General features: G+C 73.2%; 20 protein-coding genes. 17 read left to right on the forward strand and 3 right to left on the reverse strand.

What is annotated here, in order from left to right; genetic code table 11:
• Positions 1-285: proteasome accessory factor PafA2 family protein (locus ABD54_RS28995; protein WP_235432047.1), on the reverse strand; the 285-nt coding region annotated here is incomplete at its 3' end.
• Positions 286-383: 98 nt separating this feature from the next.
• Here ABD54_RS28995 and ABD54_RS12505 point away from each other — a divergent pair.
• The 5 genes from ABD54_RS12505 (at position 384) to ABD54_RS12525 (ending at position 4,647) form a co-directional block, all read left to right on the forward strand.
• On the forward strand, positions 384-2,435 hold the full coding sequence (locus tag ABD54_RS12505) for a YafY family protein (RefSeq protein ID WP_047869637.1): 2,052 nt from the start codon (positions 384-386) through the stop codon (positions 2,433-2,435).
• A gap of 60 nt (positions 2,436-2,495) precedes the next feature.
• Positions 2,496-2,681, forward strand: a complete 186-nt coding sequence (locus tag ABD54_RS12510) for a hypothetical protein (protein ID WP_047869638.1) — start codon at positions 2,496-2,498, stop codon at positions 2,679-2,681.
• A gap of 66 nt (positions 2,682-2,747) precedes the next feature.
• Complete coding sequence (gene tatA, locus ABD54_RS12515) at positions 2,748-3,110, forward strand: Sec-independent protein translocase subunit TatA (RefSeq protein WP_047869639.1); 363 nt, start codon at positions 2,748-2,750, stop codon at positions 3,108-3,110.
• Positions 3,111-3,265: 155 nt separating this feature from the next.
• The gene (tatC, locus tag ABD54_RS12520) at positions 3,266-4,117 is read left to right on the forward strand and encodes a twin-arginine translocase subunit TatC (protein WP_047869640.1); all 852 of its coding nucleotides are present in this window, start codon (positions 3,266-3,268) and stop codon (positions 4,115-4,117) included.
• A 104-nt stretch (positions 4,118-4,221) separates the two neighbouring features.
• Positions 4,222-4,647 (forward strand): DUF397 domain-containing protein, encoded by a 426-nt coding sequence (locus tag ABD54_RS12525; protein ID WP_047869641.1) that lies wholly within the window; start codon positions 4,222-4,224, stop codon positions 4,645-4,647.
• Between the two features lie 137 nt (positions 4,648-4,784).
• Here ABD54_RS12525 and ABD54_RS12530 read toward each other — a convergent pair whose 3' ends face one another.
• The gene (locus ABD54_RS12530) at positions 4,785-5,741 is read right to left on the reverse strand and encodes a sporulation protein (protein ID WP_047869642.1); all 957 of its coding nucleotides are present in this window, start codon (positions 5,739-5,741) and stop codon (positions 4,785-4,787) included.
• 1,102 nt (positions 5,742-6,843) lie between these two features.
• On the reverse strand, positions 6,844-7,782 hold the full coding sequence (locus ABD54_RS12535) for an alpha/beta fold hydrolase (protein WP_047869643.1): 939 nt from the start codon (positions 7,780-7,782) through the stop codon (positions 6,844-6,846).
• Between the two features lie 202 nt (positions 7,783-7,984).
• On the opposite strand from ABD54_RS12535, the gene ABD54_RS12540 reads away from it, so the two are divergent.
• The 12 genes from ABD54_RS12540 (at position 7,985) to panD (ending at position 21,809) form a co-directional block, all read left to right on the forward strand.
• Positions 7,985-8,365 (forward strand): MerR family transcriptional regulator, encoded by a 381-nt coding sequence (locus ABD54_RS12540; RefSeq protein ID WP_047869644.1) that lies wholly within the window; start codon positions 7,985-7,987, stop codon positions 8,363-8,365.
• A gap of 170 nt (positions 8,366-8,535) precedes the next feature.
• The gene (locus tag ABD54_RS28315; RefSeq protein WP_160313083.1) at positions 8,536-8,697 is read left to right on the forward strand and encodes a hypothetical protein; all 162 of its coding nucleotides are present in this window, start codon (positions 8,536-8,538) and stop codon (positions 8,695-8,697) included.
• Positions 8,694-8,783, forward strand: a complete 90-nt coding sequence (locus tag ABD54_RS27225) for a potassium-transporting ATPase subunit F (protein WP_082166791.1) — start codon at positions 8,694-8,696, stop codon at positions 8,781-8,783. Before ABD54_RS28315 ends, ABD54_RS27225 begins: the two co-directional genes overlap by 4 nt.
• Entirely contained in the window at positions 8,783-10,453 is a 1,671-nt protein-coding gene (gene kdpA, locus ABD54_RS12545; RefSeq protein ID WP_047869645.1) for a potassium-transporting ATPase subunit KdpA, read from the forward strand. Before ABD54_RS27225 ends, kdpA begins: the two co-directional genes overlap by 1 nt.
• Positions 10,450-12,645: a potassium-transporting ATPase subunit KdpB gene (kdpB, locus tag ABD54_RS12550; protein WP_047869646.1), complete on the forward strand. Its 2,196-nt coding sequence runs from the start codon at positions 10,450-10,452 to the stop codon at positions 12,643-12,645. Before kdpA ends, kdpB begins: the two co-directional genes overlap by 4 nt.
• A 28-nt stretch (positions 12,646-12,673) precedes the next feature.
• The gene (kdpC, locus tag ABD54_RS12555; RefSeq protein ID WP_047869647.1) at positions 12,674-13,285 is read left to right on the forward strand and encodes a potassium-transporting ATPase subunit KdpC; all 612 of its coding nucleotides are present in this window, start codon (positions 12,674-12,676) and stop codon (positions 13,283-13,285) included.
• A complete protein-coding gene (locus ABD54_RS12560; protein WP_047869660.1) occupies positions 13,285-15,783 on the forward strand; it encodes an ATP-binding protein in 2,499 nt (832 codons plus the stop codon). Before kdpC ends, ABD54_RS12560 begins: the two co-directional genes overlap by 1 nt.
• Positions 15,780-16,469, forward strand: coding sequence for a response regulator (locus ABD54_RS12565; RefSeq protein ID WP_047869648.1), 690 nt, complete (start codon positions 15,780-15,782; stop codon positions 16,467-16,469). Before ABD54_RS12560 ends, ABD54_RS12565 begins: the two co-directional genes overlap by 4 nt.
• A gap of 117 nt (positions 16,470-16,586) precedes the next feature.
• Positions 16,587-16,850, forward strand: coding sequence for a Sec-independent protein translocase subunit TatA (gene tatA / locus ABD54_RS12570; RefSeq protein ID WP_047869649.1), 264 nt, complete (start codon positions 16,587-16,589; stop codon positions 16,848-16,850).
• 318 nt (positions 16,851-17,168) lie between these two features.
• Complete coding sequence (locus tag ABD54_RS12575) at positions 17,169-18,065, forward strand: diacylglycerol kinase family protein (RefSeq protein WP_047869650.1); 897 nt, start codon at positions 17,169-17,171, stop codon at positions 18,063-18,065.
• A gap of 12 nt (positions 18,066-18,077) precedes the next feature.
• On the forward strand, positions 18,078-20,930 hold the full coding sequence (locus ABD54_RS12580; RefSeq protein WP_047869651.1) for an RNA helicase: 2,853 nt from the start codon (positions 18,078-18,080) through the stop codon (positions 20,928-20,930).
• A 474-nt stretch (positions 20,931-21,404) separates the two neighbouring features.
• Positions 21,405-21,809 (forward strand): aspartate 1-decarboxylase, encoded by a 405-nt coding sequence (panD, locus tag ABD54_RS12585; protein WP_047869652.1) that lies wholly within the window; start codon positions 21,405-21,407, stop codon positions 21,807-21,809.
• The last annotated feature ends 90 nt before the right edge of the window (positions 21,810-21,899 follow it).

Raw genomic sequence — 21,899 nt, forward strand, 5'->3', positions numbered from 1 at the left:
GGCCAGGCGCACCTTGCGACGGCCGGTCATGTCGTGGCTGACCTCGCGGATGGCCCGGATCGGGTTCTCCAGCGTGTAGTCGCGCATGACCACCCCGGCCTCGATCATGCGCAGCACCAGGTCGGTGTAGGCCAGCGCGCGGCACGTCACACCCCCGCCCGCTTCCGCGGCCCCGCGGCCTCTGCGATCCGCTCCGGCCACGGGCTCCAGCGCCACCGCGCACAGCACGACCCCCGGCCAGGAGGGGAGGATCTGACGGACTTCACCACGGCGCCACCGGATCATGCAAGGCACGGTACCGTCGTTGCTGAACCGGTGCCCGGGCGACGCGCCAGCGCCAGCCGCCGCCGGTCCATCCACCACGGGCGAGAAGGGTGCGGACGATGTCGCGCAGGAAGACGGAACGACAGCTGAACCTGGTCATCTGTCTGTTGTCCACGCGCCGCCACCTGACCGCTCAGGAGATCAGGAAGACGGTGCACGGCTACGCCGAGGCCGAGACCGAGTCCGCCTTCAAGCGCATGTTCGAGCGCGACAAGCGCGAACTGCGCGACAGCGGCATCCCCATCCAGGTGGGCACCGGCGACGCCATCAGCGGCGAGGAGGGCTACCGCATCTCCCGCTCCGACTACGAGCTGCCCGAGATCGAACTCCTGCCCGACGAGGCCCTCGTCCTGGGCCTGGCCGCCCGTGCCTGGCGGCACGCCTCCCTCGGCGAGGCCGCCGCCAACGCCCTGTTCAAGCTGCGCTCGGCGGGGGTCCCCGTCGACAGCGAGGCCGCCCCCGGCCTCACGCCCGCCATGCGCACCGACGAGCCCTCCTTCGGCCCCGTCTGGCAGGCCGTGCGCGACCGGCGCCCCGTCTCCTTCGCCTACCGCAAGCCCGGCCAGACCGAGGCCGAGACCCGCGAGGTCGAACCCTGGGGCATCGTCAACCTGCGCGGACACTGGTACGTGGTCGGCCACGACCGCCTGCGCGACGCCCGCCGCGTCTTCCGCCTGGGCCGCGTCCGCGGCGAGGTGACCGTCCTGCGCGGCGGCCCCGACGTCGTCGTCCCCGAGGGCGTGGACCTGCGCTCGGTGGTCGCGGGCCACAGCGCCGAGTCCGAGCGCACCGCCGTCCTGCTGGCGCGCACCGACTCCGCGCACGCCCTGCGCCGCAGCGCCCTGCGCGTGGTGCCCGGTGAGCGCGACAGCTCCGGCATCGGCTGGGACACGCTCACCCTGCCCTACACCGACACCCCCGACCTGGTGCGGCGCGTGGCCTACTTCGGCTCCAACGCGGTCGTCGTCGAACCCGTCGGCGCCCGCGAGGCCATGGTCGCGCACCTGACGGCCACCGCCGAGACCGCCCCCGCCGCCGAGGCCGCCGACGGCCCCGGCTCCGCGGCGGAGGCCGGGGCCCCCGCCCGCGGTCCCCGCTCCGCCGACCAGTTGCGCCGCCTGCTGATGCTCGTCCCCTACGCCCTGGGCCGCGACGTGCGCGTGCCCGAGGTCGCCCGCCACTTCGGGCTCAGCGAGAAGCAGGTGGTCGCCGACCTCAGCCTGCTGTGGATGTGCGGCCTTCCCGGCTACACCCCCGGAGACCTCATCGACGTCGACCTCGACGCGGCCAGGGAGACCGGCGAGATCATCATCGCCAACGCCGACACCCTCGCCCAGCCGCTGCGCCTGACCGCCGACGAGGCGGCCAGCCTGGTCGTGGGCCTGTCCCTGCTGGAGGCGCTGCCCGAGACCGAGGGCCTGGAGACCGGCGCCCTGAAGCGCGTGGGTGAGAAGCTGCGCGCCGCCGCCGGGGCCGCCCTGGGCTCGCTGGCCGACTCGGTCCAGGTGCGCCTGGAGGGCGGCGAGCAGGTCGCCCGGACCCAGCGCCGCTGCGCCGACGCCCTGGAGGCGGGCCAGCGCCTGCACCTGCGCTACCTGTCGGGTTACCTGGACCAGGTCACCGAGCGCGACGTGGACCCCATGGGCCTGGTGGTCCAGGACGGCTACCCCTTCCTGGAGGGCTACTGCCACCTGCGCCGGGACGTGCGCCTGTTCCGCCTGGACCGGGTCCTGGAACTGACCGTGCTGCCCTTCTCCGCCGAGGTGCCCGAGGGGGTGGGCCGACGGGATCTTTCCGGGGGCGTCCTCCAGCGCTCGGAGCGCGACGCCCTGGTCGTCCTGGACCTGGAGCCCGCGGCCCGCTGGGTGACCGAGGACTACGTGTGCGAGTCGGTGACCGAACTGCCCGGGGGAGGCGTCCGCGCCACCCTGCGCACCCCCGCCCCGGCCTGGGTGGTGCGACTGGCGCTGCGGCTGGGACGGCAGGGACGCGTGGTGTCCCCCGTGGCTCTCGCCGAGGAGGCCCGAGCCGAGGCCCGCCGTGCGCTGGAGCATTACCGGGCACCCCAAACCTCCGCGAAATCGGTCGAGACCACTTCGTCGCCCGAGTGAGGCCCAGACGTTCACCCCGGGTCAGGGGACAGGTCGGTCCGGAAAGGATAAGGTTGCAGCGTGATCGTCCTCGCTGTCCTGTTCGGTGTGGTCACGGCCGGACTCGTCGCCATCGGCGCACTGGCGCTGCGCGCAGGCCGCGCGGCGGGGGTGCTGTCCCGAGCGGTGGCACGTGCGTCGGACGAGTACCGGGCCAACAGCGCTGACCTGCGTGAGCGCGTCGGCCGCGGTGAGGCGGGGCCGTGATGGCCCCGCGTTCGAATGCGCGTACCATCGAAGGCGCTTGGTCGCGCCCCACAGAGAGGTAGAACCATGGGACCGTTCAACGGACCTACCATCGCCATCCTCATCGTCCTGGCGATCCTGCTCTTCGGAGCCAAGAAGCTCCCGGATCTGGCCCGCTCCCTGGGGCGCAGCGCGCGCATCCTCAAGGCGGAGAGCAAGGGCCTGGTCGACGACGACAACAACGAGTCCGAGGACAACGCCGACACTCGCGCCCAGACCCACCAGCAGCAGGCCCCCCAGCAGAACGCGCCGGGCCAGCACCAGCAGGGCTACCAGCAGCAGCCGCAGCAGCCGCAGCAGCCCCAGCAGCAGGGCTACCCGCAACTGCCCCCCGGCCAGCGCATCGTCGACGAGTCCGGTGAGACCACGCACCGCACCTACGGCAGCTAGGTTCCCGGGGGCCGCGCGGCGACACCGCGCGCGCGGGCTCCGCCCCGCCCCGGAGTCCAGGGTCCCGACGCCGAGCGGTGAGGGGCCGGAGCAGACGACGAGAGAGTGACCGCACGATGAGGGCACGAAGCCGGGCCACCAACCCCGAGGCCCGGATGCCGCTCATGGACCACCTGCGCGAGCTGCGCAACCGGCTGGCGAAGGCGATGATCGCCCTCGCCCTTGGCACGGTGGTCGGCTTCCTGGTCTACGACTGGGTCTGGGCCTTCCTGGTCGAGCCCTACTGCTCCCTGCCCGTGTCCCAGGTGACCGGTCCCGACGACTGCTCCCTCATCGTCACCGGGCCCTTCGACGCCTTCTTCGTCGCCTTCAAGATCTGGATCTTCGTCGGCGCGCTCGTCTCCGCGCCGTTCTGGCTGTACCAGCTGTGGGCCTTCGTGGCCCCGGCCCTGCACGGCCGCGAGAAGCGCTACGCCTACATCTTCGCGCCCCTGGCCGCGGTCCTGTTCGCGGCGGGCGCGATCCTGGCGTACTTCATCACCTCGTACGCGCTGACGATGCTCTTCGGGTTCCTGCCCGAGGACGCCGACCCCTTCCTCACCATCAGCGAGTACCTCGACTACATGCTCATCATGATGGGCATGTTCGGCCTGGGCTTCGTGCTGCCGCTCCTGGTGGCGCTGCTCAACATCATCGGGATCCTGCCGCACGCGGCCATCGCCAAGTGGCGCCGCGTCATCATCTTCACGGTGTTCCTGATCGCGGCCGTCATCACCCCGGCTGAGCCGATCTCCATGCTCGCGCTGGCCGTTCCGCTCATCGTCCTCTTCGAGGCGGCCGAACTGTTCGCCTTCCTCAACGACCGGCGCAAGAAGCGCGCCGACCCCTACGCCGACCTGGACGACGACCAGATCTCCGAACTCGACGAGACGCCGTCCGAGTTGGACGAGACCCCCTCGCCGCTGGACGGCCCCGACGTCGGCGAGGAGAGCGGAAGGCGCTCCTGAGCCCCTCCGGCACACGCTAGGGTCGGGCGGTGGGACGGGCCGCGGCGCCGTCCCGTCGGCCCGGGGAGCCCGGCCGACGCCGGTTGCTGGGAAGAGGAAGTGCGATGAGCGAGCGGACCGAGACCGAGCGGGAGCTACCGCCCGAGGCCATGGGCAACGAGAAGTGGCACGACACCACCGACGCGGTCTGGATGCGGTCCTCCCTTTCCAAGGAGGAGTCCGAGGCCGTGGTCGAGGTAGCCACCTTCGACGACGGCTTCCGCGCGGTGCGCGACGGCAAGTCCCCCGAGAAGGGCACCCTGTTCTTCACCCCCGCCGAGTGGGAGGCCTTCGTCCTGGGCGCCCGTGACGGCGAGTTCGACATCCCCGAGGAGTACCTCACCGAGGAGGAGCGCCGCATCCAGCGCGGCGAGGTCGACACCGAGGTGGCCTGGGTCCCCTCGCCGCTGAACACCCCCAAGGCGATGGAGGAGTACCGCCGCCGCCAGCGCGAGGAGGCCGGGCGGGGCAACGCGGGGGCCTCGGAGTAGGTACGGCCCTCCAGTGCGCCGGGCCCCGCCAGCACGGCTGAGCCCGGCGCGGGGAGCGGGGCGGGGACCCGGCCCGGAGCCGCACCCGGCCTCGAAGCGGTTGCCCGCCCGGCGGCACGCGTCCCGGAGGCCCGCCCCTACTCCTCCTCTTCCACCTCCTCGGGCTCCTCCTCGCCCTCGAAGGCGTCGCCGATCTCGTCCACGACCTCGGCCGCCACGTAGCCCGCGGCGAGGCCGCCCGCGACACCGAGCGCGACCCCGCCGACGGCGCCGAGCATGCCGCCGCCCTCCTGCTCCCCGTACTCCCCCTCGTGCCGCGAGAACCCGCGGCGCCGGTACAGTGCCTGGCCGATCCACTCGTCCACCGCCCGCGCCCAGTCGGTGCGGTCGGCGTCGGAGTGCTCGGCCCGGAACCAGTCGGGGGCGCCGCCCTCCGAGAAGCCCTCGGCGCGGCGGTCGAAGGCGAAGCCCACCCCTACGCCCGCCGGGTCGGCGGCGAAGAGGACCTCCACCTCGCCCACCTCGTGCGCGTGGTGCTCGGCGGGGTGGAACACCAGCGTCTGCAGGAACCCGGCCTCCTCGTGGGGCCCGGGCGCCGGCCACCCCTCCACCCGCACCCCGGCGAACCCGGCCCCCAGCCGCAGCATCGCCTCCAGCACGCGGTCCTGGACCGGCAGCGGGTGCACGTGGACGCGGTCGAGGTCGCCCTTGTCCGCGTCCCCGTCGACGATAACCTCGGTGCGCAGACCCGCCAGGACGCCGGGCAGCGGCGAGCCCCCGGCCTCGGTGACGGGCGCGTTCCAGGGGACGGGATGGCTGAAGGGGATCGACAGGTGCTCCCCGGCGTCCAGGCTCACGCCCGCCGCCACGGGGACGCGGGTGCACTCCGCGCCGCCGGTGGCCTCCCCCTCCTCGTCCTCGGTACGGGCGACCAGCACGAGCACGATTTCAGCGATCTCGGTGCGGCTCCCGCCGCCCGTGAGTTCGACGCTGCCCTCCAACAGGTCCCCGGGACGGGTGTGGGGGTGCGACAGGACGGTGTCGACGGCGGGTCCGTCGTCACCGAAGGCGGCGAGCAGGCGTTTGAAGACCATGGTTTCCTTCCGAAAGACGTCGTGTGCGCCCCGGCGCGCGGACGGCTGGTGCGCTGGTGTCGCCCGCCCAACGCGGACGCGGTGCGCACCGGTTCCGCGGGGGCCGGGCCCGAGTTCCGGGAAAGGGCTTTGGGGGCGTCCGCAAACTCGCCCGTGCGCAGTGTGGCCGGGGGTGTACGAACGGTGCCCGGCGGCGGCGCCGGCGGGACCGGTCGGCCCCGCAGGCCCAGGGCGGGTCACGCGGTGACCCGGTCTGTGGCCGGGCCGTGGCGGGGGTGGGCGCAAGCGGCCCGGCCGATGTTGTTTGGTCCGGGCCGCAACACGGCTGCTCCGGGGCGGGGCGGCGGCTCCGGCGCAGCGCCGCTTCGCTGTCGTATTCGCTGTCGTACTCCTGTCCGTAACCGTTCAGGAGGCCCGCACACGGCGGGGCTGGCCCCACCTCGTCCCGGTCCCGCGACCGGCCCGACCCGCGTGGTCGTTCGCTCCGGCGGTGGCGCCAGCCGCCGCGTGGTAGCTGGACTGGGCGACCTGCAGCACGCGGCGTATCGGCTCGCCCCCGAACTGGTGCCGGCGGAGGTCGATGTCGGCCGCTACCCGGTGTGTGGGCGATCGATTCCCCGCCTACGGCAGCCCCGGCACCCGGCGACCGGGTGGCTGACACCCGTAGAGTCCGGGAAGAGACAGCCGAGCACCGTGGACTGGGAATCCGAGAACACGGCTCCACGAGATCCGGGACATGACGGAGCCCCCGTCACACCCGGAGCAAGACGGGGTCGGTGACGGCCTCTGCGCCCGGCGGGCCGAGTTCGGCGAGCACGGCGGGGAACCGGGGCGATGGGCGCCGGGCACGGGAGACCTCCGGGATCATTCGGCTTCGACACCACGATGATCGCGGGCCCCCGCGCCTGTCGCCGTGTACGGGCGAACCGGTCTGAACGGGACGGTCCACACGGCCTTGTAACCCGCACGAGCCCTGAGCCCGACCCCCGTCTGTGGCAACCGCGGCCGCCTGCAGGAAATCCGGTCACCCGCTCCCAGCCGCCACCGCCCGGTCGCCGTCAGGGAACGCGGCCACCGGGCGGACCCGTGCGGTCGGCCGCCCCTACTTGGACTCCAACCGCCCCAGGGGGTGGGAGTCGGCGAGGGCTCTCTGCGCCGTTTCCCAGTCGGCGTGGTCGGTGCCGGTGACGTGGCGCAGGTAGGCGAGGCTGACCCACTGCACCAGTGCGACGCGGTCGGGGTTCTCGTCGGTGGTCTCCGCCGCCTCGTAGCCGGAGATGCCGCCGAGGGAGTGCTGGCCGCCGTGGACCGTCAGCAGACTCTTGTCACCGCCGGCGAGGGTGTAGGGGTCGGTCGTCCAGGAGGGCCCGCGGGTGGAGAGCGGCACTTCGTCATCGTCCCCGGCGATGACCAGGCCGGGGGCGGTGACGCGGGAGAAGTCCTGGTCGCGCAGCCAGGGTGCGTTCTCCAGGGCGAAGGGGGTCAGTTCCTCGCCGCCCCGGCCGGCCGTGGCCAGTTGGATACTGGCCGTCACCCGGAGGTCGGACATGTCCTCCGTGACGCCGGTCTCCGGGTCCTTGACGCGCAGGCCGACGAGGATGCCCGCTGTCTGGCCGCCGAAGGAGTGCCCGGCCGCGACGACGCGGCCGTGGTCCACCCGTCCGGTGAGGCCCGGAACGGATGCCTCCAGGGTGTCCAGCTCGTCGAGGATCCGCTTCATGTCTTGCACGCGGTATCGCCACACCCGCGACTTGCGGGGATCGTCCGCGGTGAGACCGTAGCGCCTGGAGTCGAGGTGGGTGGCCTGGATGACCACGAAGCCGCGGGAGGCCCAGTGGTCGACCAGCGGCGCGTAACCGTCCAGATTCGAGCCGAATCCGTGCGCGAACAGCACGATCGGCAGGTCGGTACCGGTGACCGGGGCGGAGACGCGTACGCGCAGGTCGTCCCCGCGCTGCGGCGCGGGCAGCGTGATCGGTCCGACCGCGACGGTCGGGACGGGTGCGGGGCCGGTCAGACCGGTCGGCTGGTGGTTGCTCATGACTGCCTCTTCCAGGTGTGGTGCTTACGAAGTGCCGGGAAACCCGGATGTCGGGAGTGCGCGCGTGCGTTCGTTCGAACTGCGGTGTGCCGGGACGTTCGGGGTCGGACCTCCGCGGGCGGGCACGGTCGTTACGCTAAAACCTGACGTTGACGTCAAAGGCAAGTACTTGTGGTGCAGATCACGGGAGTTGGAGTCGGGAATGCGTATCGGGGAGCTCGCCCGCCGCACGGGCGTCACCACCAGGGCCCTGCGCTACTACGAGGAGCAGGACCTGCTCACCGCCGAGCGCAGTGAGAGCGGACAGCGCCACTATTCGCGGGCCGCGGTCGACCGCGTCCGCCTGATCCGGGACCTGTACGCCGCAGGGCTGTCCAGCAGGACCATCGCCGAGCTCATGCCCAGCGTCATCGACGGCAGGGCCACGCCGGAACTCCTCGATCGCCTGGCCGTGGAACGCGATCGGATGGACCGGCGCATCACGGACCTCGCGCGCACACGGGATCGGCTCGACACGGTCATGGAAGGGGCCTCGGCCAACATGCGCACGGGCAGGCCCTGCAGAGCGGCCACGGTCACCTGAGGCGGGACCGATCACTCGGCGCCCCCTCCGGGCGGGCCGGCGCGGCGCATGATCCCGATGAAGGCCCGGACGGGCTCGGCGCAGCGGGGCGTAGGGACTCCGTTAGCGTTCGCGCCCCGCCCGCATGGAAACCGTTAGGACGCACTTCGTCCGCTTTCGCGGGGTCTTGCATGGGTTCAGGGTCCTTCGGGGCCCGCGTCCTCCGCCCCGGAGGACGCACCCGTCCGCGCCTTCCCTGGAGTCCCTCCGTGCTCGACGCCGTCTACCTTCTCGGCGCCCTCGCCGTGTTCGCGCTCGTGGGCGTGATCGGCCGGGGGGTCGAGAAGCTGTGATCGTCCTCGACCTCCTGGCCGCCGCGCTCGCGGTGGCCGCGATCGCCTACCTCCTGTGCGCCCTCGTCAGACCGGAGCGGTTCTGATGACGGTGCTCCTCGCGGCCCTGCCCGTCGCCGCCCTCGCCCTGACCCTGGCACTGCTGTACCGCCCCGTGGGCGACTACACGGCCCGGGTCTTCACCTCGCCCGGGGACCTGTGGTTCGAGCGCGGGTTCTACCGCCTGGTCGGCGTGGACCCCCGCTCCGAGCAGTCCTGGCCCGCCTACCTGCGCGCCCTGCTCGCCTTCTCGGCCGTGGGCCTGGTCCTGCTCTACCTGCTCCAGCGCCTCCAGCACGTCCTGCCGCACGCGCTGGGCCTGCCGCCGGTCCCCGAGGGGCTGGCCTTCAACACGGCCGCCTCGTTCGTGACCAACACCAACTGGCAGTCCTACTCGCCGGAGCTGACCCTGGGTTACACCGTCCAGTTCGCCGGGCTCGCCGTCCAGAACTTCGTGTCGGCGGGCACGGGGATCGCCGTCGCGGTCGCCCTCGTCCGCGGCTTCACCCGCCGCCGTTCGGACACGATCGGCAACTTCTGGGTCGACCTGACCCGCGGCACGCTGCGCCTCCTGCTCCCCGTGTCCCTGCTGGCCGCCCTGGTGCTCGTCGCGGGCGGCGTGGTGCAGAACCTCAACGGCTTCACCGAGGCCGCCACCCTCACCGGCGCCACCCGGACCGTCCCGGGCGGTCCGGTCGCCTCGCAGGAGGCCGTCAAGATCCTGGGCACCAACGGAGGCGGATTCTTCAACGCCAACTCCGCGCACCCCTTCGAGAACCCGGCGCCCTGGACCAGCCTGTTCCAGACCGTTCTCATGCTCATCATCCCGTTCTCCCTGCCGCGCGCCTTCGGGAGGATGGCGGGCAGCCACCGGCAGGGCTACGCGGTCCTCGCCGCCATGGCCGTCCTGTTCACCGCCTCCCTGACCGCGCTCACCCTCCTGGAGGCCCACGGCGCGGGCACCGCGCCAGAGGCGGCCGGGGCCGCCTGGGAGGGCAAGGAGCAGCGGTTCGGCGTGTACGCCTCCGCCCTGTTCGGGTCGGCGAGCACGCTGACCTCGACCGGTGCCGTGAACTCGATGTTCGACTCCTACACCGCGCTGGGCGGCATGATGCCCATGGTCAACATGATGCTCGGCGAGGTCGCGCCGGGCGGCGTGGGCTCGGGCCTGTACGGGATGCTCGTGCTGGCCGTCCTGGCGGTGTTCGTCGGCGGCCTGCTGGTCGGGCGCACCCCCGAGTACCTGGGCAAGAAGCTCGGGCCGCGGGAGGTCAAGCTCGCCAGCCTGTACATCCTGGTCACCCCGACCCTGGTGCTGGCCGGTACGGCGCTGAGCCTCGCCCTCCCCGCCGTGCGCGCCGACGTCGTGGCCACCTCCCTCCTCAACCCCGGGCCGCACGGGCTCTCGGAGGTGCTGTACGCGTTCACGTCGGCCTCCAACAACAACGGCTCCGCCTTCGCGGGGCTGACCGCCGACACACCCTGGTTCAACACCGCCCTGGGCGTGGCCATGCTGCTGGGCCGGTTCGTGCCCGTCGTGTTCGTCCTGGCCCTGGCGGGCTCCCTCGCCGCCCAGGACAGGGTGCCCGCCACACCGGGAACCCTGCCCACCCACCGGCCGCAGTTCGTCGGCCTGCTCGTGGGCGTCACCCTCCTGGTGACCGCCCTGACCTACTTCCCCGTTCTCGCGCTGGGACCCCTGGCGGAAGGACTGTGAACACCGTGTCCCTGACATCGCACACCTCCGGCACCGACCGGACGACCGCCGCAGTCCCCGGTTCCGGCGACGGTTCCGGCGCAGGCCCGGGCACACCCCGGCGGACCTTCGGCCCCCGCCAGCTCGCCGCGGCCCTGCCCGGCGCGCTGCGCAAACTCGACCCCAGGTCGATGCGGCACAACCCCGTCATGTTCGTCGTCGAGGCGGGCGCGGCGCTCACCACCGTCCTGGCGGCCGCCGAGCCCTTCCTCGGCGGTCCCGAGCCCTCCGGCGGCTCCCCTGTCCCGGCCGGGTTCACCGGGGCCATCGCCGTCTGGCTGTGGCTGACCGTCGTGTTCGCGAACGTGGCCGAGTCGGTGGCCGAGGGGCGCGGCAGGGCCCAGGCCGACAGCCTGCGCCGCACGCGCACCAGCACCACGGCCAGCCGGGTCCGCGACTACGACCCCGCGGCCGACCCCTCCGCCGGGCACGCCGTGACGCACCCGGTCGCCTCCTCCGAGCTGGCCCCCGGCGACGTCGTGGTGGTCTCGGCCGGCGAGCTCGTCCCCGGCGACGGTGACGTCGTCTGGGGCATCGCCTCGGTGGACGAGTCGGCGATCACCGGCGAGTCGGCCCCCGTGGTCCGCGAGTCCGGCGGCGACCGCAGCGCCGTGACCGGCGGCACCCGGGTGCTGTCGGACCGGATCGTGGTGCGCGTCACCTCCCGGCCGGGGGAGACCTTCGTGGACCGGATGATCTCCCTGGTCGAAGGCGCCTCGCGCCAGCGCACCCCCAACGAGATCGCGCTCAACATCCTGCTGGCGAGCCTGTCGGTCGTCTTCGTGGTCGTCGCGCTCACCCTGAGCCCGATCGCCGCCCACGCGGGCGCGCCGGTGAGCGTGCCCGTCCTGGTAGCCCTCCTGGTGTGCCTCATCCCCACCACCATCGGCGCCCTGCTCTCGGCCGTGGGCATCGCCGGGATGGACCGGCTCGTGCGCCGCAACGTCCTGGCCGTGTCCGGCCGGGCCGTGGAGGCCGCCGGGGACGTGAGCACCCTTCTGCTCGACAAGACCGGCACCATCACCCACGGCAACCGCAGGGCGAGCGCGTTCCTGCCCCTGGAGGGCGTGCCCGAGGCGGACCTGGTCCGCGCCGCCGCCCTGTCCTCCCTGGCCGACCCCACGCCCGAGGGCACCTCCGTCGTGGAGCTGGCCGCCGAGCGGGGGGCCGACGTCGGCCCGCGGGCCCCGGGCGAGGTCGTGCCCTTCACCGCCCAGACGCGGATGAGCGGCCTGGACCTGCCCGACGGCACCCGTGTCCGCAAGGGGGCCGCCTCGGCGGTCACCGCGTGGGTCGGGGAGGGTGGACCGGTCGGTGCCGTGGTGCGCACCGACCTGGATGCGCTGGTCGCCGACGTCTCCCAGGGCGGGGGCACCCCGCTGGCCGTCGCCGTGCGCGAACCCGGGGGAGGGGCCCGCGTCCTCGGCGTGGTCCACCTCAAGGACGTGGTGAAGGAGGGCATCGCCGAACGGTTCGCCGAACTCAGGGCGATGGGCATCCGCACGGTCATGGTCACCGGCGACAACCCGCTGACGGCCCGGGCGATCGCCGCCGAGGCCGGGGTGGACGACTTCCTCGCCGAGGCCACCCCCGAGGACAAGCTGGCCCTCATCCGCCGCGAACAGGAGGGCGGCGCCCTCGTCGCGATGACCGGCGACGGGACCAACGACGCCCCGGCCCTGGCCCAGGCGGACGTGGGCGTGGCGATGAACACCGGCACATCCGCCGCCAAGGAGGCCGGGAACATGGTCGACCTGGACTCGGACCCGACCAAGCTCATCGACGTCGTGCGGATCGGCAAGCAGCTGCTCATGACCCGCGGAGCCCTGACGACCTTCTCCATCGCCAACGACGTCGCCAAGTACTTCGCGGTGATCCCCGCGCTGTTCGCGGGAGCCTTCCCCGGCCTGGCGGCGCTCAACGTGATGGGGCTCGGCTCCCCGGCCTCGGCCGTCATGTCCGCGGTCGTGTTCAACGCGCTCGTCATCGTCGTCCTGATCCCGCTCGCGCTGCGCGGCGTGCGCCACCGGCCCCTGAGCGCGTCCCGCGTCCTGAGCCGCAACCTGCTCCTCTACGGCCTGGGCGGCGTGGTCGCCCCCTTCGTCGGCATCGCACTGATCGACCGCGTCGTCAGCCTCCTCCCCGGATTCTGACGCGCTCCCACGGGAGGCAACACCCACCATGAGCTCCACACGCGCCATCCTGCGCCAGTCCGGCGCCGCCCTCCGAGCGGTGCTGGTCCTGACCCTCGTGCTCGGCCTGGCCTACCCGCTGGCCGTCACGCTCCTGGCCCAGACCCTCATGCCCGCCCGCGCCGACGGCTCGCTGCTGCGCGCGCCGGACGGGACGGTCGTCGGGTCCTCGCTGATCGGCCAGTCCTTCACCGGCGCCGACGGCGACCCCCTGCCCGAGTGGTTCCAGTCCCGGCCCTCTGCCGCCGGGGACGGCCACGACGCCGGGGCCTCCGGCGGCAGCAACCTGGGGCCGGAGAACCCCGAGCTCGTCGCGGCGGTCCAAGAGCGCCGGGAGGCGGTCGCGGCCTTCGAGGGCGTGGACCCGGGCCGTGTTCCGGCCGATGCGCTGACCGCGTCCGCCTCGGGCCTGGACCCCCACATCAGCCCCGAGTACGCCATGCTCCAGGTGCCGCGGGTGGCCCGGGAGCGCGGCCTGCCCGAGGGGGATCTGCGGGCCCTGGTCGGGCGTAGTATCGAAGGCCGGGACCTGGGCTTCCTCGGCGAGGAGAGGGTCAACGTCCTGGAGTTGAACATCGCGCTCGACCGGTGGGGAAGCTGATGAGGCGGGGGCGGCTGCGGGTCTTCCTCGGGGCGGCCCCGGGCGTGGGCAAGACCCACACCATGCTGGAGGAGGGCAGGCGTCTGCGCGACGAGGGCCGCGACGTGGTGGTCGCCGTCGTGGAGACCCACGGCCGAGAGGCGGTCGCCGCCCTGCTCGACGGGATGGAGGCCGTCCCCCGCAAGGCGGTCTCGCACCGGGGCGTGGCCCTGACGGAGATGGACCTGGACGCCGTCCTGGCCAGGTGCCCGCAGGTCGCACTGGTCGACGAGTTCGCCCACACCAACGCCCCCGGTGCGCGCCACGGCAAGCGCTGGGAGGACGTGGCGCGGCTGTGCGCCGCGGGCGTGGACGTCATCACCACGGTCAACATCCAGCACATCGAGTCCCTCAACGACGTGGTCCAGCGCATCACCGGGGCGCCCCAGCGCGAGACGGTCCCGGACCGGGTGCTGCGCGCGGCCGACCAGATCGAACTGGTCGACCTCGCGCCCCAGGCCCTGCGCGACCGGCTCGCGGCGGGCCGGGTCTACCCGGCCGAGCGCATCGACGCCGCCCTGTCGAACTACTTCCGCCTGGGCAACCTCACCGCGCTGCGCGAACTGGCCCTGCTGTGGCTGGCCGACGAGGTCGACAGCGCTCTGATGGACTACCGGGCCGAGCACCGCATCGACAGCACCTGGGAGGCGCGCGAGCGCGTCGTGGTCGCCCTCACCGGCGGCCCCGAGGGGGAGACGCTGCTGCGCCGTGGCGCGCGCATCGCCGCCCGCTCGGGCAGCGGAGAACTCCTGGCCCTGCACGTCAGCGGCCGGGAGGGCCTGCGCGACGCCCGCCCCGAGGCGCTCGCCGCCCAACGCGTCCTGACCGAGCGGCTGGGGGGCACCTTCCACCAGGTGGTCGGCGACGACATCCCCCGCTCGCTGGTGGAGTTCGCCCGCGCGGTCAACGCCACGCAGCTGGTCATCGGCACCAGCCGCCGCGGCCGCCTCCTCACCGCGCTCACCGGCCCCGGGGTCGGCGCGACCGTCATCCGCGAGTCGGGCCCCATCGACGTGCACATCGTCAACCACGCCGCGGCCGCCGGGGGACTGGCCCTGCCGCGCCTGGGCGGGGCGCTCAGCCCGCGGCGCCGCCTGGCCGGGTTCGTGCTCTCGCTCGTGGCGGGACCGCTCCTCACCTGGCTGCTGGTCTCCTACCGCAGCACGGAGTCACTGGTCGCGGACGTGCTGACCTATCAGCTCCTGGTGGTGGTCGTGGCCCTGGTCGGCGGCATCTGGCCCGCGCTCTACGCCGCCGTGATGTCCGCCGTCACGCTGGACCTGCTGTTCATCGAGCCGCTGCTCCAGATCAGGATCGACCACCCCCTCCACCTGGGCGCACTGGTCCTGTACGCCCTCAACGCGGTCCTGGTCAGCTACGTCGTCGACCAGGCCGCGCGCCGCACCCGCTCCGCCCAGCGGGCCGGGGCCGAGTTCGAGCTGCTCGCCACCGTCGCGGGCAGCGTCCTGCGCGGCCGGGGCGCCCTCAGGGCCCTGGTCGGCCGCACCCGCGAGGCCTTCGCACTGGACGCGGTGCGGCTGCGCTCGGACGGGGCGGTCCTCAGCTCCGCGGGCGAGCCCCGGTCCGGCGCCGAACCCACGGTCGTGGCCGTGGGCGAGCGCGCCAGCCTCGAACTCCACGGCGCCGACCTCGGCGCCTCCGAGCGGCGGCTCCTGGAGGTGATCGCCGCCCAGATCGACGCGGCCCTCGAACACCAGGACCTGCGCGCCACCGCCAGCGAGGTGGGCCCGCTCGCTGAGAACGACCAGGTCAGGAGTGCCCTGCTCTCCGCGGTCAGCCATGACCTGCGCCGTCCGCTGGCCGCCGTGACCACCGCGGTCAGCAGCCTGCGCCTGTCCGGTGTGGACTGGTCGCCCGCCGACCGCGACGAACTGCTCGCCACGGCCGAGGAGAGCCTGGCCACGCTCACCGCCCTGGTCACCGACCTGCTCGACGTCAGCAGGCTCCAGGCGGGCGTGCTGGCGGTCTCCGCCCACGACACCGACGCGGACGAGGTGATCCTGCCCGCCCTGGACGAGCTGGGCCTGGGCCCGGCCGACGTGGACCTGGAACTGGACCCCGACCTGCCCGCCGTGCGCGCCGACGCCGGACTGCTCCAGCGGGCCATCGTCAACCTCCTGGCCAACGCCGTGCGCTTCTCCCCGCCGGGGCGCGGGGCCCGCGTGGCCACCAGCGCCTTCGGACCCGCCGCCCAGATCCGGGTGATCGACCACGGCCCGGGCGTCTCCCCGGACCGCCTCGACGAGCTCTTCGTCCCCTTCCAGCGGCTGGGCGACACCGACAACACCACGGGCCTGGGCCTGGGGCTGGCGCTGTCCCGGGGGTTCGTGGAGGGGATGGGCGGACGGCTCACCGCAGAGGACACCCCCGGCGGCGGGCTGACCATGGTCATCTCCCTGCCCCTGGCCCAGAGCCCCGACCCGGGGGAGGGCGCGTGAAGATCCTCGTCGCCGACGACGACCCGCAGATCCTGCGCGCCCTCAGGGTGACCCTGCGCGCCCGCGGCTACGACATCGTGGTCGCCACCAACGGCGCCGACGCCCTCAACACCGCTGTCGACCAGCGCCCGGACCTGTACGTGATCGACCTGGGCATGCCGCACCTGGACGGGGTGGAGGTCATCGAGGGCCTGCGCGGCTGGACCAGCGCCCCGATCCTCGTCGTCTCCGGGCGCACCGGCTCAGTGGACAAGGTCCAGGCGCTCGACGCGGGCGCCGACGACTACGTCACCAAGCCCTTCGCCATCGACGAGTTCCTGGCTCGGGTGCGGGCCCTGACCCGCCGGGGCGCGGGCGGCGACGCCGAACCGCTCGTCGGGCTGGGGGAGCTGACCGTGGACCTGTCGGCCCGGACCGTGACCCGCGAGGGCGGGTCGGGGAGGGAGGGCGTGCGGCTGACCCCCACCGAGTGGCGCATCCTGGAGATCCTCATGCGCCACGCCGGCAAGCTCGTCACACGCCAGCGGCTGCTGGCCGACGTGTGGGGTTCCGAGCACGTCACCGACACCGGTTACCTGCGCCTGTACGTCTCCCAGTTGCGGAAGAAGCTCGAACCCGACCCCAAGGCGCCGCGGTTCCTCATCACCGAGCCCGGCATGGGTTACCGTTTCCAGCCCCCCGGATGACAAGCGCCGCACGCGTGGTTCATCGTTGAGTCGAGCGGCCGTGGACCCGGGGGACCGGGCACCCGAGCCGAGGAGGCCGTGCCACCGGGCACGCCGCGGAAGAAGGAAGTGAGAACGATGGGCTTCGGGGCACGTGAGATCCTGATCCTCCTGGTCATCGCGCTACTGCTGTTCGGAGCCAAGAAGCTTCCTGACCTGGCGCGTTCCCTGGGCCGCAGCGCCCGCATCCTCAAGGCCGAGACCAAGGGCATGCACGACGACGCCGACGGCGCGCGGCCCGCCGCGCGGCCCCGGCAGCCGACCGCGCAGCCGCCGCTGGAGGGCAGGATCATGACCCCCGAGGAGTACCGCACCGCGCATCCCCGCACCGCCGGGAGCTGAGGCCGCCTGGCGGGCCGGGTCCTACCCTCGGCGGTTGCACGGGCGCGCGATCCGGCACGACCGAAATCCGGGGCCCCCGGCCGGTACAGCGGGGCCCGCACGGGGCCGCCAGAAACCTGGTGGCCGACTGGTGCGGCGGCGGGGCCGGTGTGGGTAGTGTGACCCAGCGGGTACCCCGGCCGGGCTTGCGGTCCGGGCCGGGAAGCCCGCAGCCACACCGCCGCGCGCCGTTCCCGCCCCCGTGGCCGACGGGAGACGAGCGCACCGGGCACGGGGCGCCCCGGCGCGCCCCGCGCCCCCGTTCCCGCTAGGACTCCCATGCCCCCACACATCGCCCTCCTGGTCAATCCCGACTCCGGGCGGCGCCGCGCGGCCGTCGTCGCGGTCCGCCTCAAGGAGGCGCTGCGCGACGCGGGGGCCCGCGTGCACGTGTACACCGGCCGCTCGGCCGCCGACAGCCGCCGGATGGCCCGCCTGGCCGCCTCCGACCGGCCCGACGCGCTCGTGGCCGTGGGCGGTGACGGCCTCGTCCACCAGGCCCTCCAAGCGGTGGTGGGCACCGGGGTCCCCCTGGCCGTGGTCCCCACCGGGACCGGCAACGACATCGCCCGCGCCTTCGGCCGCCCCAGAGGGTCGGCCGGGAACGCGGCCGAGGCGATCCTGAGAGGGCGCACCCGCTCCGCCGACGCCGTGCGCCTTACCCTGGCCGACGGCACCCAGCGCTATTTCCTCAGCGTCCTGGCCTGCGGCTTCGACGCCCGTGTCAACGAGCGGGTCAACGGTTTCCGCCACCGGATCGGCCGCGTCGGGTACGTGGCCGGAATCCTGGCCGAGCTGCGCTCCTTCCACCCCATCGACTACGACATCGAGGTTGACGGGCGCCGCATCGCCGAGCCGGGGATGCTCGTCGCGGTCGGCAACACCAGCGCCTACGGCGGCGGCATGCACGTGTGCCCCGACGCCGTCCCCGACGACGGCCTCCTCGACGTGGTCTTCGTCCGCCAGGCGCCGATCGGCCGCTTCCTGAGCGTGTTCCCCCGCGTCTACAACGGCAGCCACACCGGCCTCGACGAGGTGGTGGTCGAACGCGGTCGCACCGTCACCATCCGCGGCGCGACCGGCGCCGCCTACGCCGACGGCGAACGCATCGGGGAAGCGCCGCTGGTCTGCGAAGTGGCGCCCAAAGCGGTCGAGATGTTGGAGCTGACCTCATAGGCTGGACGCCATATGAGTAGTCACGCTGAGCGGTACGCAGCCTTCCGTCGGCGCCAGGGGTCCTCCAGCGCCGCCATCGAGGCCTTCCAGGGCCTCTACGGGTTCGAGTTCGACCCCTTCCAGATCCGGTCCTGCAAGGCGCTGGAGAACGGCCACGGGGTGCTGGTGGCCGCGCCGACCGGCTCCGGCAAGACCGTGGTGGGCGAGTTCGCCGTACACCTGGCCCTGGGCGAGGGCACCAAGTGCTTCTACACCACGCCCATCAAGGCGCTGTCCAACCAGAAGTACAACGACCTCGTCAAGCGCTACGGCGCCGACCAGGTCGGCCTGCTGACAGGTGACAACAGCGTCAACGGCGAGGCGCCCGTGGTGGTCATGACCACCGAGGTGCTGCGCAACATGCTCTACGAGGGCTCGTCCACCCTCGGCGGACTGGCCTACGTGGTGATGGACGAGGTGCACTACCTCGCCGACCGCTTCCGCGGCGCGGTCTGGGAGGAGGTGATCATCCACCTGCCCGAGTCGGTGCGTATGGTCGCCCTCTCGGCCACCGTCAGCAACGCCGAGGAGTTCGGCGAGTGGCTCCAGCAGGTGCGCGGCGACACCACCGTCATCGTGGACGAGAGGCGGCCCGTGCCGCTGTGGCAGCACGTGATGGTCGGCAACCGGGTCCACGACCTGTTCGTGGACATGGAGGAGGACGCCGGCCCCGGGGCCGGGGAAGGGGAGGGGCGGGAGGGCTCCACCGGGCGCGCCAAGAAGCGCAGGCGCGAGCGCCGCCGCCAGGGCTGGCAGCCCCGCGAGATCGAGGTCGGCGGGCAGAAGCTGCGGATCAACCCCCGGCTGATCCGGTTCGCCGAGGAGGACTCGCGCGTAACCCAGCTGGCCAACCGCCGCCGCCACCCGCAGTCGCGGGCCCGCGGCAACGTGCGCCCGCGCTCGCGGTTCGCGCCGCCCTCGCGGCCCACCATCATCGAGGAGCTGGACGACGACGGCCTGCTGCCCGCGATCACCTTCATCTTCAGCCGGGCGGGGTGCGACGACGCCGTCCGCCAGTGCCTGGCGTCCGGGCTGGTGCTCACCACCCCGGAGGAGGCCGAACAGATCCGCGAGTACGCCGAGACGCGGTGCGCCGACATCCCGCCCGCCGACCTGGCCGTGCTCGGCTTCGAGCAGTGGCTGCGCGCCCTGGAGGCGGGCATCTCCTCCCACCACGCCGGGATGCTGCCCACCTTCAAGGAGATCGTCGAGCACCTGTTCTCGCGCGGCCTCATCCGCGCGGTGTTCGCCACCGAGACCCTGGCCCTGGGCATCAACATGCCCGCCCGCACGGTGGTCATCGAAAAACTCGACAAGTGGAACGGCGAGACCCACGCCCAGCTCACCCCCGGCGAGTACACGCAGCTCACCGGACGCGCCGGGCGGCGCGGCATCGACGTGGAGGGCCACGCGGTGGTCGTGTGGCAGGCCGGGACCGACCCCGAGTCGGTGGCCAGCCTCGCGGGCACCCGCACCTACCCCCTCAACTCCAGCTTCCAGCCCTCCTACAACATGGCGGTGAACCTGGTCGGCCAGGTCGGCCGCCAGCGCAGCCGCAACATGCTGGAGGCGTCCTTCGCCCAGTTCCAGGCCGACCGCGCCGTCGTGGGCCTGGTCAAACAGCTGCGCAAGAGCGAGGAGGCGCTGGAGGGCTACGCCCGGGCGGCCGAGTGCCACCTGGGCGACTTCATGGAGTACGCCGCGCTGCGCCGCGCCCTGAGCGACCGCGAGTCCGTGCTCTCCAAGAACCGCTCGGCCCGGCGTCGTGACGAGGCACTGGAGAGCCTGGAGAAGCTGCGCACCGGGGACGTCATCCGCATCCCCTCGGGCCGCTACTCCGGGCACGCGGTCGTGCTGGACCCGGGGTTGCGCCACGACCTGCCCGCACCCCTGGTACTCACCGTGGACAAGCAGGTCAAGCGGATCAACGCCAGCGACTTCACGGTGCCGGTGCACCCCTCCGGGCGCATCCGCGTGCCCAAGTCGTTCTCGGCCAAGTCGCCGCGCTCGCGCCAGGACCTGGCCTCCACGCTGCGCAACAAGCTGAAGGAGCGCGGCACCGACCCGGTCTACGAACGCGGTTCGCGCGACGCGGGGGAGGACTCCGAGGTGCTGCGCCTGCGCGGGGAGATGCGCCAGCACCCCTGCCACGGGTGCGCTGACCGCGAGGACCACGCCCGCTGGGCCGAACGCTACTTCCGCCTGCGCCGGGAGACCGACGGCCTGCGCCGCCGTGTGGAGGGGCGCTCGCACGTCATCTCCCGCACCTTCGACCGCGTCTGCGGGGTGCTGGACGACCTGGGGTACCTGGAGGCCGACAGCGTCTCCGACGACGGGTCGCGGCTGGCCAAGGTCTACTCCGAACTGGACCTGCTCGTGGCCGAGTGCCTGCGCCGCGGCCTGTGGAGGGGGCTGACCCCGGTCGAACTGGCCGCCTGCGCGGCCTCGCTGGTCTACGAGGCGCGCCGGGGCGACGACGCCTACCCGCGCCTGCCCGGCGGGCGGGTGGACGAGACGCTCGCGGAGATGGTGCGCCTGTGGGGCGATCTGTCGGAGGTCGAGTCCCGGCACCGGGTGTCGTTCCTGCGCCAGCCCGACCTGGGCTTCGTGTGGACGGCGCATCGGTGGGCGGGCGGAGACCGGCTGGACGCCGTCCTGCGCCAGGCCGACATGCCCGCCGGCGACTTCGTGCGCACCGCCAAGATGCTGGTGGACATGCTCGGTCAGATCGCCGGGGCCAGCGGCGACGCCGAGGTGCGCACCACCGCGCGCAAGGCCGGTGATCTGGTGCGTCGCGGAGTGGTGGCCTACTCCTCGCTCACCTAGCGCACCGGCCGGGTCCAGCAGCAGGGCGATCCCCGGACAGGGCCGCGACGTCGCGCATGCCGCCCCGGCGCGCCGGGTCCGCCGTGGTCCGGCCGCCGTTGTGCTCCACCGCCACCAACCCCCCGTCCCGACACCGGCCGCGGTGTCCCCGGCACGGGGCGGTGCGCGGCGCGCGGCTACCGCCCGGGGGGCAGTGAGTTCCGGGCAAGCGCGGTCCCGTTGTGCGCCAGCGGTCCCGGCGGTTGAGCGCGAACGCCGCAGAGGCCTCCCCTTCTGCGAAGGGGGCAGGGGGCGTGCGGACGCGGGAGAGCACCCGGGTGGCGCACGCCACACGCGGAACACCCCGGCCGGGGGCGCTGTTGGACGCGATGGCGGACCCCGGTGGCCGGAGCGGCACCCTGAGGGGGTCATCATGGAGAGACACGGGACCCTTGGGCCTGTAGTTCGCAAGACACCTGAAACGAGGCTTGAGCAGTGCTGCGCACCCTGATCAACGGCAAGATCCACCGCGCCACGGCCACGCAGGCCGACCTGCACTACGTCGGGTCGGTCACGATCGACGCCGACCTGATGGACGCCGCCGACATCGTCGACGGCGAGCAGGTCCACATCGTCGACATCGACAACGGCGCCCGGCTGGTCACCTACGCGATCACCGGCGAACGCGGTACCGGCGTCATCGGCATCAACGGCGCCGCCGCCCGGCTGGTCAGCCCCGGCGACCTGGTCATCATCATCTCCTACGCCCAACTCACCGAGGCCGAGCGGGCCGAGCACGTCCCGCACATCGTGCACGTGGACCGCGACAACAGGATCGTCTCCCTGGGCGACGACCCGGCCGAGCCGGTGCCGGGCAGCACACTGGTCTCCGGGCGCTGAACCCGGCCCCGCCCGCCGGACCTCCAACGGTGCCCGCGCCCACGTCCCCGCGTCGGCGCGGGCACCGTCGCCGTGCGGGGACCGGCGTCC

The organism is Nocardiopsis sp. RV163 (genome assembly GCF_001029525.1).
Lineage (GTDB): Bacteria > Actinomycetota > Actinomycetes > Streptosporangiales > Streptosporangiaceae > Nocardiopsis > Nocardiopsis dassonvillei.